This is a genomic window from Cupriavidus sp. HMR-1 (genome assembly GCF_000319775.1).
Taxonomy (GTDB): Bacteria; Pseudomonadota; Gammaproteobacteria; order Burkholderiales; family Burkholderiaceae; genus Cupriavidus; species Cupriavidus metallidurans.
Genome location: NZ_ANKP01000040.1, coordinates 24,989 through 36,592, shown reverse-complemented (window position 1 = coordinate 36,592; position 11,604 = coordinate 24,989). Strand labels below are relative to the sequence as shown.

Sequence of the window (11,604 nt, the reverse complement as noted above, 5' to 3'; positions counted from 1 at the left end):
GACCACCCGTCCGGCCGATGCCGGCACCGGCACCAGCGCCGCCGCCAGTTCCACCGTTGCCGGCAAGACCCCGGAGAAGCCTGCCGCGCGTCCGGCCGAGAAGCCGGTGGCCGACCCGATCGCGGAGATTGCCCAGGCCGATGCCAACAAGGTGGGATACCTGCTGCAGGTAGGGGCGTTCCGGTCGCAGGATGACGCCGATCGTCAGAAAGCCAACCTGGCCATGCAGGGTTTCGAGGCCAAGGTGACGGATCGCGATGTCAACGGCGTGAAGATGTATCGCGTTCGACTGGGACCGTTCAACCGCATCGACGACATGAACCGCGCACGTGACCGCCTGCAATCGGCCGGTTTCGAAGCCTCGGTGATCCGCTTTACCAAGCAGTAACAGGTTCGCGGCGGCAGGCGGTGAACCGCGCGCCGCCGCCGTGGTCATAGCCTGAGATCCGGGCCCGGCCGGGCGCTGGACAACGCAATCCGCTGCTTCGCTGTACCCTTGCATACCCTCGATAAACCGGAAGGCCCTTCGAACATGAAGAAAATCGCCGCACTGCTTGCCACCGTTGCCGCTGTCAGCGGCCTGCTGATGACCGCGCCCGCCGCCATGGCCGCGCCGACGGAAGGCAAGGACTACACGGTCCTGAAATCGCCGCAGCCCGTGCCGGCCGGCAAGATCGAGGTGACCGAGTTCTTCTGGTACGGCTGCCCGCACTGCTACGACTTCGAGCCCGAGCTCGAGGCGTGGGTCAAGAAGCAGGGCAAGGACGTGGTGTTCAAGCGCGTGCCGGTGGCGTTCCGCGACGACCTGCTGCCCCACACGAAGATCTTCTATGCGCTGGAAGCCATGGGCAAGCTGGACGCGATGCACACCAAGGTGTTCGACGCGATCCACAAGCAGCGCAAGCGCATGCTGACCACCGACGAAATCGCCGATTTCATGGCCCAGAACGGCATCGACAAGAAGCAGTGGCTGGACACCTACAACTCGTTCTCGGTGACTACCAACTCGCAACGTGCCAACAAGATCGCCGACGCCTACAAGATCGACGGCGTGCCGACCGTGGTGGTGCAGGGCAAGTACGAGACCTCGCCTTCGATCGCAGGCACCAAGGCTGGCGCCATCCAGGCCATGGACTTCCTGGTCACGGGCGTGCGCGACAAGAAGCTCTGATCGCCGCGATCTGACCGACGACGGCCCGGCGTACCGTGTGGTGCGCCGGGCCGTTCTGCTTTGGAATCTCCGACTTCGCTATATTGACGCGATGCAACCACAGAAAATCTTTATCACCGGCGCCTCCAGCGGCATTGGCCAGGCGCTGGCACGCGCGTACGCGGAGCAGGGCGCCACGCTTGGCCTGGTCGGCCGGCGCGAGGATGCGCTCAGGGCGTTCGCGGGCACGCTGCCCAATCCCGACGCCGTGCGCGTCTATGCCGTGGACGTTCGCGATGTCGACGCCATGGGGGCCGCGGCCGCCGATTTCCTTGCGAACGTGGGCTGTCCCGACGTCGTGATCGCCAACGCGGGCGTCTCGGTGGGTACCGTGGCCAGCGAGCGCGAGGATCTGGAGGTGTTCCGCGCGGTCATGGACACCAACTGGTTTGGCACGCTGACTACGTTCCAGCCATTCCTCGGGCCGATGCGCGAGCAGCCGCCCGGTGCCGACGGATGGCGTGGCACGCTGGTCGGCATCGCCAGCGTGGCCGGGGTGCGGGGATTGCCCGGCGGCGGGGCCTACAGTGCATCGAAATCGGCGGTGATCAAGCTGCTGGAGAGCCTGCGACTCGAACAGGCGCACGAGAAGATTCGCGTGGTGACGATTGCACCGGGTTACATCCGCACGCCAATGACGTCGCACAACCCGTACCGGATGCCATTCCTGATGGATGCCGAGGTGTTCGCCCAAAAAGCGGTGCGGCGAATTGCCGCAGGCAGCCGCTTCGCGGTGATCCCCTGGCAGATGGGTGTTGTGGCTTCGCTGCTGCACCTGATGCCGCGCTGGCTTTACGACGCGCTGTTCGCGCGCGCGCCGCGCAAGCCGCGCCGCCCCCGGGACGCATGATGTGGACCGACGCAGGCGGGCAGGTACATGAGGCGGCATCCGGCGATGTCCGTATCGCATCGCTCGTGCCATCGATCACCGAACTGCTGTTCGATCTCGGCTTGGCTGACCAGCTTGTGGCGCGTACCGGCTTCTGCATTCATCCGGAGCCGGCAGTGCGCGCCGTTGCCAAGGTCGGCGGCACCAAGGATGTGAAGCTCGATCGCCTGCGCGCACGGGCTCCGACGCACGTGGTGGTCAATATCGATGAAAACCGTCGGGAGACCGTCGACGAAATCCGCACCTTCGTGCCGCACGTGATCGTCACCCATCCGTGTGCGCCAGAAGACAACTTCGCGCTTTACCGGCTGCTGGGCGGCATCTTCGGCCGCCGGCCGCAAGCCGAAGCGCTGGTGGGGCAGTTACGCGGTGAACTCGATGCCATCCAGGCGCAAACCTGGCCGGCCCGGCGCGTGCTCTATGCGATCTGGCAAGACCCCTGGATGACGGTGTCGCGCGCGACCTATATCAGCCGGATGCTGGCGCTGGTGAACTGGGCGACGTGGCCCGATGACGCAGATACGTCGGACACGCCGGCCGCCTGCGTTGACGGCGACTGCAGCCGCCCGAACGCGCCGGGCGAGCGCTATCCGACCTTCCGCTGGAGCGACGCGCTAGTGCGCGAGCTGGATGCCGTGCTGTTGTCGACCGAACCCTATCGCTTTACCGAGGATCATGCCGATGCGCTGGAGCGGCAGATCGGCAAGCCGGTATTGCTGGTCGATGGAGAGATGCTGTCGTGGTACGGCAGCCGCGCCGTGGCCGGCGCGCGCTACCTCAGGTCATTGGCCCAGGGCTTCTGATCAGCCCGCCTTCTTGAACCGGATCACCCCGTCGTCACCTACCACGCGCACCAGCTCGCCGCGGTGCCACAGCGCGTGCAGGTGGGCCAGCGCCTCGCCGATCGCAAACGTGAGCTGGTGAATGTCGAACTGGCGACGGAAGATCACGCTGACGATGTCGTGCGCGTTGCAGGGCTTTTCCGCGCACGCGGCCAGCGTTTCGGCCAGACGATCGACGTGGTGTTCGCGAAGCTGGTTGATGCGAGTGTGAAGATTGCGGAACGGACGACCGTGCGACGGCAGGATCAGCACATCCTTCGGCAGGCCTTCGTACTTGCTGAGCGAGTCCAGGTAGAGCTGCAGCGGATTGGCTTCCGGCTCCATGTCGAACACGCTGACGTTGGTCGAGATACGCGGCAGCACCATGTCGCCGGAAATCAGCACGTTGGTGGCCGGGTTGAACAACGCAACGTGCTCCGGCGCATGGCCGTAACCGGTGATCACGCGCCACGACGCGGTGGCCGGGTCCGCCCCGATCTTGACCGTGTCGCCATCTATCAGTCTGCGGTACTGGGTGGGCAGGTCTGGCACCAGCGACGGGTAGTAGCTCTTGCGGGCCCGCAGCTTTTCGAGGTTGTCGGGATCGACCATGCCGTGACGGGCGAAGTGGCTGGCCGCGAAGTCGCCGCCCGCGTTCGAGCCGACGCCCGAGCCGCCGGCCATCACGCGCGCCGACATGTAGTCACCCAGGCTCATCCACAGCCGCACATCCCAGTGCTTGCAGAGCCAGTGCGCCAGGCCGACGTGGTCGGGGTGGCAGTGCGTGACCAGCACGCGCAGCACGGGCAGGCCTTCGAGTTCGTTGGCGAAAATGGTTTCCCAGTGCGCCTTGATGGTGTCGTTGGTGATGCCGCAGTCCACGATCGTCCAGCCGTCGCGCCCGTCGATACGGTCACGCAGCAGCCAGAGGTTGATGTGGTCCAGCGCGAACGGTAGCGGCATGCGCAGCCAGTACACGCCAGGTGCGACTTCCTGCCGGGTGCCCGGTTCGGGCATGGTTTCGCCAAACGGGTATTGGAGCTGGTGTTCGAGTGCGTTCATGGGGCTGTCTCTGGTCGTTATAAGGCGCTAGACTTGACGCTAACGTTAACGTCAATTCGCTCTGCTTGTTCGTCATCTTAGACGAAAACTTGATTGCGCAACGAACGATCGTTCACTTTTTCCGGACGCACCATGTCGGCTCAGCCAACAACCGTTACCTACACGATTACCGATCTCGCGCGCGAGTTCGACATTACACCGCGCGCGATACGATTCTACGAGGACCAGGGCCTGCTGGCGCCTGATCGCGAAGGGCCGAGCGGCCGGCGGCGTGTCTACAACAACCGTGAGCGCACCCGGTTGAAGCTGACGCTGCGCGGCAAGAGGTTAGGGCTCACTCTCAATGAGATCCGCGAAATTCTGGATCTGTACGAGTCTCCGCGCGATACCACTCCCCAACTCGAGCGCTTCCTGCATCTCCTGGCCGGCCACCGTGGCACGCTCGAGCGCCAGTTGGAAGACCTGCAGGCGCAGCTTGCCGAGATCGATCAGCACGAGCGTCAGTGCCAGGCGCTGCTGGCTGCCCAACATGCGAAGAACGCGGGCAACAAGACTCCCACAGCCTGAGATTGCCGCCCCGGCGGCACACCATACGACTTCTAATTGACGTTTACGTAAACGTCAATAAAATAGCCGACACCGACCTCATCGAACCCATCGAACCAACAGGAGACACCACCATGACCGAACTACCCGGCCTGAAATTCGACCTTGGCGAAGACATCGAGATGCTGCGCGAATCGGTGCGCAACTGGGCGCAGGCCGAACTGGCACCGCGCGCCGCGGAGATCGACCGGACCGACCAGTTTCCGATGGATGCCTGGCGGAAGATGGGCGACCTGGGCGTGCTGGGCATCACGGTGGCCGAGGAGTACGGCGGCGCCAACATGGGCTACCTGGCCCATATGATCGCGATGGAGGAAATCAGCCGCGCGTCGGCGTCGGTCGGCCTGTCGTACGGCGCCCATTCGAACCTGTGCGTGAACCAGATCCACCGCAACGGCACGGCGGCCCAGAAGGCGAAGTACCTGCCGAAGCTGGTTTCGGGCGAATGGATCGGCGCGCTGGCCATGAGCGAGCCGAACGCCGGATCGGACGTGGTCAGCATGAAGCTGCGCGCCGATTTCAAGGGCGACCGCTACGTGCTCAACGGCACCAAGATGTGGATCACGAACGGGCCGGACTGCGACGTGCTGGTGGTCTACGCCAAGACCGAGCCGGACCTGGGCGCGCGCGGCATGACCGCCTTCATCGTCGAGAAGGGCATGAAGGGCTTCTCGGTGGCCCAGAAGCTGGACAAGCTCGGCATGCGCGGTTCGCACACTGGCGAACTGGTGTTCCAGGACGTGGAAGTGCCGGTCGAGAACATCCTCGGGGCCGAGAATGGTGGCGCCAAGGTGCTGATGAGCGGCCTGGACTACGAGCGCGCCGTGCTGTCGGGCGGCCCGGTCGGCATCATGCAGGCTTGCATGGACGTGATCACGCCGTACATCCATGATCGCAAGCAGTTTGGCCAGAGCATTGGCGAGTTCCAGCTGATCCAGGGCAAGGTGGCCGACATGTACACCACGCTGCAGGCCGCGCGCAGCTATCTGTACACCGTGGGCAAGAACCTGGACTCGCTGGGCACGGACCACGTGCGCCAGGTCCGCAAGGACTGCGCCGCAGTGATTCTGTACACGGCAGAGAAGGCCACGTGGATGGCAGGTGAGTCGGTGCAGATCCTGGGCGGTAACGGCTACATCAACGAATATCCGGTCGGCCGCCTGTGGCGTGATGCCAAGCTGTACGAGATTGGTGCGGGCACTTCGGAGATCCGCCGCATGCTGATTGGCCGCGAATTGTTCTCCGAAACGATGTAATCCGCCCAGTCGACAGAAAAGTGCTTCATGAGGCGTTCGGCGCCGCCATTGGGCCGGCACCGAACGCCTTTACAATCTCAACATCGCCGCCTGCCCGATTCTCACAGTCTTCGAGCCCTCCGAGCCATGTCCCACTTCCCCAAGCTGCTCTCGTCGCAGATTGCCTACGATGTGGCACGGACCATGCTGGATGGCTTCGACAAGCACTACCGGCTGTTCCGCGAAGTCAGCATCGAGGCCAAGGCGCGCTTCGAGGCCGGTGACTGGCATGGCCTGCAGCAACTGCAACGGGACCGCATCGCGTTCTACAACCAGCGCGTGCACGAAACCATCGTGACGCTCCAGGACGAGTACGACGCGGAGGACATCGAGGACGAGATCTGGCAGCAAATCAAGCTGCACTACATCGGCCTGCTGACGAACCATCACCAGCCCGAACTGGCCGAGACGTTCTTCAACTCGGTCTTTACGCGGATCCAGCACCGCTCGTACTTCAACAACGATTTCATCTTCGTGCGCCCCGCGATCTCGACCGAGTACATCGAGAACGAGGAGTCACCGATCAAGCCGACCTACCGCGCCTACTACCCGGGCAGCCGCGAGGGCATGGCGGCCTGCTTCGAGCGGATCGTGAACAACTTTCAGCTCGAGCGTCCGTTCGAGGATCTCAAGCGGGATGCCGGCTATGTGGCCCGCGCGATCACCGAGCACTTCGGCGAATTCCGCATTGCGCCGAATTTCCAGGTGCATACGCTGTCGTCGCTGTTCTTCCGCAACAAGACCGCATTCGTCATTGGCCGCGTGATCAACGGCGACCATACCTATCCACTGGTGGTGCCGATCATTCACGCGGCATCGGGCAAGCTCGTGCTGGACACTGTGCTGCTGCACCGGGAGCAGATCCTGATCCTGTTCTCGTTCGCGCACGCCTACTTCATGGTCGACATGGAGATCCCGTCGGCCTACGTGACCTTCCTGCGAGACCTCCTGCCGCGCAAGTCGCGCGCGGAGATCTATACCTCGCTGGGTTTGCAGAAGCAGGGCAAGAACCTGTTCTATCGCGACTTCCTGCATCATCTGCAGCATTCGTCGGACAAATTCATCAGCGCGCCGGGCATCAAGGGGCTGGTGATGCTGGTGTTCACGCTGCCGTCGTTCCCATACGTGTTCAAGGTGATCCGCGATTTCTTCCCGGCGCCGAAGGAGACCACGCGCGAACTGGTGAAATCGAAATACCAGCTCGTCAAGCAGCATGACCGCGTGGGCCGCATGGCCGATACGCTCGAGTACTCCGATGTGGCGTTCCCGCTGTCCCGCTTCGACGACGCGCTGGTGCGCGAGCTGGAGCAGCACGCGCCGTCGATGATCGAGTACCAGCGCAGCAAGCAGGGCGAGGACGAGATCGTCGTGCGCCATGTCTATATCGAACGCCGCATGACGCCGCTGAACATCTGGCTTCAGGAGGGAACGGACGAGCAGGTGGATCACGGCATCCTCGAATACGGCAACGCCGTCAAGGAACTGATCGCCGCGAACATCTTCCCCGGCGACATGCTTTACAAGAATTTCGGCGTAACCCGCCACGGCCGCGTGGTCTTCTACGACTACGACGAGATCGAGTATCTGACCGACTGCAACGTCCGCCGCGTGCCCGCCCCGCGCAACGAGGAAGAGGAAATGTCCGGCGAGGTGTGGTACACCGTACGTCCGCACGACATTTTCCCGGAGACCTACGGCACATTCCTGCTGGGCGATCCGCGTGTGCGCGCCGCTTTCATGCGGCATCACCCCGATTTCTTTGACGCTGCGATGTGGCAGCACCACAAAGACCGGCTCCTGGCCGGCCATGTCCATGACTTTTTTGCGTACCACAGCCAAGAACGCTTCATCCACCGCTACGGGTCCGGCGCAACCGGCCCCGCAACTGAAGAACCAAGGAGGGCAGCATGAGTGACGCCATCGCCCAGCTGTTCCGCAACAACCGCGAATGGGTAGACCGCGTCAACGCGGAAGACCCGGCCTTCTTCACGCGCCTGGCCAACCAGCAGGCCCCCGAGTACCTGTGGATCGGTTGTTCCGATTCGCGCGTGCCGGCTAACCAGATTCTTGGCCTGGCGCCGGGCGAGGTCTTCGTTCATCGCAATATCGCCAACGTGATTTCGCACAGCGATCTGAATGCGCTGTCGGTGCTGCAGTTCGCCGTCGATGTGCTCAAGGTTCGCCACGTCACCGTGGTAGGCCACTACGGCTGCGGCGGCGTGAAGGTGGCGCTCAAGCGCGAGCGTGTCGGCCTGGCCGACAACTGGCTGCGCCACGTGCAGGATGTGGCCGACAAGCACGCGGGCTATCTGGGCACCGTGCTGCGCGAGGACGACGCGCATACCCGCCTGTGCGAGCTGAACGTGATCGAGCAGGTCAACAACGTCTGCCAGACCACCGTGCTCCAGGATGCCTGGGCGCGCGGTCAGGCCGTCACGGTGCATGGCTGGGTCTACGGTGTGTCCGACGGTCTGCTGCGCGATCTCGGCATGGCCGCCAGCAACAACGACGAACTGCACGCGCAGATTGCAGCCGCACTGCGCCAGTACGGCGATCCGCCACAAGCATCGATTCGCTGATTTCAACCCACGAAGCTCCACCCCTGCTTCAGGAGACAGACATGCAGAAGGACCCAGTCGTTATCGTTTCCGCGGTGCGTACCCCGATGGGTGCGTTCCAGAGTGAACTGAGCAGTCTGATGGCGCCGCAGCTTGGCGCCGCCGCGATACGCGCGGCGGTCGAGCGCGCGGGCATCAAGCCTGAGCAGGTGGAGGAGGTGGTGTTCGGCTGCGTGCTGCCAGCCGGACAGGGGCAGGCGCCCGCCCGACAGGCCGCGCTTGGCGCGGGCCTGCCGCTCGACGTGGCGTGTACCACCGTCAACAAGATGTGCGGCTCCGGCATGCGTGCGGCGATGAGCGTCTACGACGGCCTGCTGGCCGGATCGTTCGATATCGCGGTGGCCGGCGGCATGGAAAGCATGACCAACGCGCCATACCTGGTGCCGAAGGCGCGTGGTGGCTATCGCATCGGCCACGGCATGATCTACGACCACATGATGCTGGACGGCCTGGAAGATGCGTACGACAAGGGCCGGGCCATGGGCACCTTCGGCGAGGACTGCGCCGCCAAGTACCACTTCACGCGCGAACAGCAGGATGCGTTCGCGATGGAGTCGGTGCGCCGCGCCCAGCGTGCCACCGAGCAGGGCGACTTCCGCTGGGAGATCGTGCCGGTGACGGTGTCGGGCAAGGGTGGCGATACCGTCATCGACACCGATGAGGGGCCGCGCCGCATCAAGGTTGACAAGATCCCGTCGCTGAAGCCGGCGTTTGCCAAGGACGGCACGATCACCGCCGCGTCGTCGTCGTCGATCAATGACGGCGCCTCGGCGCTGGTGATGATGCGCGAATCCACCGCGAAATCGCTCGGATTGCAGCCAATCGCCCGAATGCTCGGCCATACGTCCCACGCGCAGGCGCCGGGCTGGTTCACCACCGCGCCGGTGGAGGCCATCGCCAAGCTGTATCGCAAGCTCGACTGGACCACCGGCAGCGTCGATCTGTTCGAAATCAACGAGGCCTTTGCCGTGGTGCCGATGGCCGCGATGCACGATCTCGACATTCCGCGCGACAAGGTCAACATCCACGGCGGCGCATGTGCGCTGGGCCATCCGATCGGCGCTTCCGGCGCACGTATCATGACCACGCTGATCGGCGCGTTGCGCAAGACCGGCGGCAAGCGCGGCGTGGCCAGCCTCTGCATCGGCGGCGGCGAAGCCACGGCGGTCGGCATCGAACTCTACTGACGTTACTGACTTTCCCGACGCACTCGCAACCATCCACAGGAGGCTGACCATGCCCACCGTTCTCGTCCTCGGCGCCTCGCGCGGCCTGGGTCTCGAATTTGTCCGGCAGTACCGCGCCGATGGCTGGCGCGTCATCGCCGCCGCGCGTAGCGACGAGGGCGTTGCTGCGCTCACGGCGCTCGGCGCGGAAGCGCACAAGCTCGACCTGACCGACGCGGCCGCCGTGGCGGGGCTCGCCTGGAAGCTCGATGGCGAGACGCTGGATGTGGCGATCTACAACGCCGGCGTGATCGGCCCGCGTTCGGAAACGGCGGAGCCGGTGACCCGCGAGGAATTCGACGCGGTGATGCACACCAACGTGCTCGGTCCGATGATGGCGCTGCCGGTGCTGCTGCCGTTCGTCGAATCCGGCAATCACGGCCGCGGTGGCGTGCTGGCAGTGCTGTCGTCGCGCATGGGCAGCATCGGCGCGATGGACAGCAACCGTAGCTGGCTCTATCGCGTGAGCAAGGCATCGGTGAACGCCGCGCTGAAGTCCATTTCGCTCGATGCGCGCCATGCGATCTGCGTGGCACTGCATCCGGGCTGGGTGCAGACCGACATGGGTGGCCCGAAGGCCGACCTCACGCCGCAGCAGAGCGTGGCGGGTATGCGCCGCGTGCTGGCCGGCGTAGCGCGTCACGATAACGGCAGCTTCCACAACTACGACGGTACGTCGATTCCCTGGTAAGAGACCCGGTAACAACATGCTGCTGACACCTGAACAGGAAATGATCCGTGACGCCGTGCGGCAGTTCGCGCAGGATGTCATCGCACCGCAGGCCGCCCGATGGGATCGCGACAAGACGTTCCCGAAGGACGTGCACAAGGAGCTGGCGCGTCTGGGTGCCTACGGCGTGGCCGTGCCCGAAGCCCTTGGCGGCGCCGGGCTCGACTATCTGTCGCTCGCGCTGATCCTGGAAGAGATCGCGGCCGGAGATGGCGGCACCTCCACCGTCATCAGCGTCAACAACTGCCCGGTGTGCAGCATGTTGATGGCCTTCGCCAGCGATGCGCAGAAGCAGCAGTGGCTGGTGCCGCTGGCGCAAGGTGACATGCTCGGCGCGTTCTGCCTGACCGAGCCGCACGTCGGTTCCGACGCATCGGCGCTGCGCACCACGGCCACGCGCGATGGCGACCACTACGTGCTCAACGGTGTGAAGCAGTTCATCACCAGTGGCAAGCATGCCGACGTGGCGATCGTGATGGCCGTGACCGACAAGGCCGCGGGCAAGCGCGGCATCAGCGCGTTCCTGGTGCCGACGTCAACCCCCGGCTATATCGTCGCGCGTCTGGAGGAAAAGCTGGGCCAGCACTCTTCCGACACCGCGCAGATCGTGTTCGAGAACTGCCGGATTCCGGCCGCGAACATGCTTGGCGAGGAGGGCGCGGGCTACAAGATGGCGCTCTCCGGTCTCGAAGGCGGTCGCATCGGTATCGCGTCGCAAAGCATCGGCATGGCGCGCGCGGCATTCGAGGCGGCGCTGGTCTACGCCAAGGAGCGCGAGAGCTTCGGGCAGCCGCTGTTCCAGCACCAGGCCGTGCAGTTCCGGCTTGCCGATATGGCGACGCAGATCGATGTGGCGCGCCAGATGGTGTGGCATGCCGCATCGCTCAAGGATGCCGGCCGGCCCTGCCTGAAGGAAGCGGCCATGGCCAAGCTGTTCGCCAGCGAGATGGCCGAGCGGGTATGCTCGGATGCCATCCAGGTGTTCGGCGGGTACGGCTACGTGACCGATTTCCCCGTCGAACGCATCTATCGCGATGTGCGCGTATGTCAGATCTATGAAGGGACCAGCGATATCCAGAAGATCCTGATCGCCCGCGCGCTTGGCTGACAGGCATCTCGAATACGAATACGAATACGAACACGAGTA

Annotated in this window: 12 protein-coding genes; 11 read left to right on the top strand and 1 reads right to left on the bottom strand. The window is 64.2% G+C overall.

Annotated features, from left to right (window positions below; all coding sequences use genetic code 11):
* From D769_RS05560 to D769_RS05545, 4 genes are all read left to right on the top strand, one after another.
* On the top strand, positions 1 to 388 hold a 388-nt coding region (locus tag D769_RS05560), incomplete at its 5' end, for an SPOR domain-containing protein (protein ID WP_008642891.1).
* 144 nt (positions 389 to 532) lie between these two features.
* The gene (locus tag D769_RS05555) at positions 533 to 1,171 is read left to right on the top strand and encodes a thiol:disulfide interchange protein DsbA/DsbL (RefSeq protein ID WP_008642890.1); all 639 of its coding nucleotides are present in this window, start codon (positions 533 to 535) and stop codon (positions 1,169 to 1,171) included.
* A 91-nt stretch (positions 1,172 to 1,262) separates the two neighbouring features.
* Entirely contained in the window at positions 1,263 to 2,060 is a 798-nt protein-coding gene (locus tag D769_RS05550) for an SDR family oxidoreductase (RefSeq protein ID WP_040010897.1), read from the top strand.
* On the top strand, positions 2,060 to 2,902 hold the full coding sequence (locus D769_RS05545) for a helical backbone metal receptor (RefSeq protein WP_008642887.1): 843 nt from the start codon (positions 2,060 to 2,062) through the stop codon (positions 2,900 to 2,902). The genes D769_RS05550 and D769_RS05545 overlap by 1 nt, the downstream gene beginning before the upstream one ends.
* On the opposite strand, the gene D769_RS05540 is transcribed toward D769_RS05545, so the two are convergent.
* On the bottom strand, positions 2,903 to 3,982 hold the full coding sequence (locus D769_RS05540; protein ID WP_008642886.1) for an MBL fold metallo-hydrolase: 1,080 nt from the start codon (positions 3,980 to 3,982) through the stop codon (positions 2,903 to 2,905). It lies immediately after the preceding gene.
* Positions 3,983 to 4,114: 132 nt separating this feature from the next.
* Here D769_RS05540 and D769_RS05535 point away from each other — a divergent pair, with 132 nt between their 5' ends.
* The 7 genes from D769_RS05535 to D769_RS05505 all read left to right on the top strand — a co-directional run bounded on the left by D769_RS05535 (position 4,115) and on the right by D769_RS05505 (position 11,565).
* On the top strand, positions 4,115 to 4,549 hold the full coding sequence (locus tag D769_RS05535) for a MerR family DNA-binding transcriptional regulator (RefSeq protein ID WP_040010899.1): 435 nt from the start codon (positions 4,115 to 4,117) through the stop codon (positions 4,547 to 4,549).
* Between the two features lie 113 nt (positions 4,550 to 4,662).
* Positions 4,663 to 5,844 carry an isovaleryl-CoA dehydrogenase gene (locus D769_RS05530; RefSeq protein ID WP_008642884.1) on the top strand — a complete coding sequence of 394 codons (1,182 nt, stop codon included), beginning with the start codon at positions 4,663 to 4,665 and terminating at the stop codon, positions 5,842 to 5,844.
* 126 nt (positions 5,845 to 5,970) lie between these two features.
* Complete coding sequence (gene aceK / locus D769_RS05525; RefSeq protein ID WP_008642882.1) at positions 5,971 to 7,794, top strand: bifunctional isocitrate dehydrogenase kinase/phosphatase; 1,824 nt, start codon at positions 5,971 to 5,973, stop codon at positions 7,792 to 7,794.
* Complete coding sequence (gene can / locus D769_RS05520) at positions 7,791 to 8,462, top strand: carbonate dehydratase (RefSeq protein WP_008642880.1); 672 nt, start codon at positions 7,791 to 7,793, stop codon at positions 8,460 to 8,462. Before aceK ends, can begins: the two co-directional genes overlap by 4 nt.
* Positions 8,463 to 8,503: 41 nt before the next feature.
* Positions 8,504 to 9,688, top strand: a complete 1,185-nt coding sequence (locus tag D769_RS05515) for an acetyl-CoA C-acetyltransferase (RefSeq protein ID WP_008642878.1) — start codon at positions 8,504 to 8,506, stop codon at positions 9,686 to 9,688.
* 49 nt (positions 9,689 to 9,737) lie between these two features.
* The gene (locus tag D769_RS05510) at positions 9,738 to 10,418 is read left to right on the top strand and encodes an SDR family oxidoreductase (protein ID WP_008642875.1); all 681 of its coding nucleotides are present in this window, start codon (positions 9,738 to 9,740) and stop codon (positions 10,416 to 10,418) included.
* A 16-nt stretch (positions 10,419 to 10,434) separates the two neighbouring features.
* Positions 10,435 to 11,565: an acyl-CoA dehydrogenase family protein gene (locus D769_RS05505; protein ID WP_008642874.1), complete on the top strand. Its 1,131-nt coding sequence runs from the start codon at positions 10,435 to 10,437 to the stop codon at positions 11,563 to 11,565.
* The last annotated feature ends 39 nt before the right edge of the window (positions 11,566 to 11,604 follow it).

Coding starts and splice junctions, on each gene's coding strand:
- D769_RS05550 (WP_040010897.1), top strand. CDS start 1,263: ATGCAACCACAGAAAATCTTTATCACCGGCGCCTCCAGCGGCATTGGC.
- D769_RS05545 (WP_008642887.1), top strand. CDS start 2,060: ATGTGGACCGACGCAGGCGGGCAGGTACATGAGGCGGCATCCGGCGAT.
- D769_RS05555 (WP_008642890.1), top strand. CDS start 533: ATGAAGAAAATCGCCGCACTGCTTGCCACCGTTGCCGCTGTCAGCGGC.
- D769_RS05540 (WP_008642886.1), bottom strand. CDS start 3,982: ATGAACGCACTCGAACACCAGCTCCAATACCCGTTTGGCGAAACCATG.
- D769_RS05530 (WP_008642884.1), top strand. CDS start 4,663: ATGACCGAACTACCCGGCCTGAAATTCGACCTTGGCGAAGACATCGAG.
- D769_RS05515 (WP_008642878.1), top strand. CDS start 8,504: ATGCAGAAGGACCCAGTCGTTATCGTTTCCGCGGTGCGTACCCCGATG.
- D769_RS05510 (WP_008642875.1), top strand. CDS start 9,738: ATGCCCACCGTTCTCGTCCTCGGCGCCTCGCGCGGCCTGGGTCTCGAA.
- aceK (WP_008642882.1), top strand. CDS start 5,971: ATGTCCCACTTCCCCAAGCTGCTCTCGTCGCAGATTGCCTACGATGTG.
- D769_RS05505 (WP_008642874.1), top strand. CDS start 10,435: ATGCTGCTGACACCTGAACAGGAAATGATCCGTGACGCCGTGCGGCAG.
- can (WP_008642880.1), top strand. CDS start 7,791: ATGAGTGACGCCATCGCCCAGCTGTTCCGCAACAACCGCGAATGGGTA.
- D769_RS05535 (WP_040010899.1), top strand. CDS start 4,115: ATGTCGGCTCAGCCAACAACCGTTACCTACACGATTACCGATCTCGCG.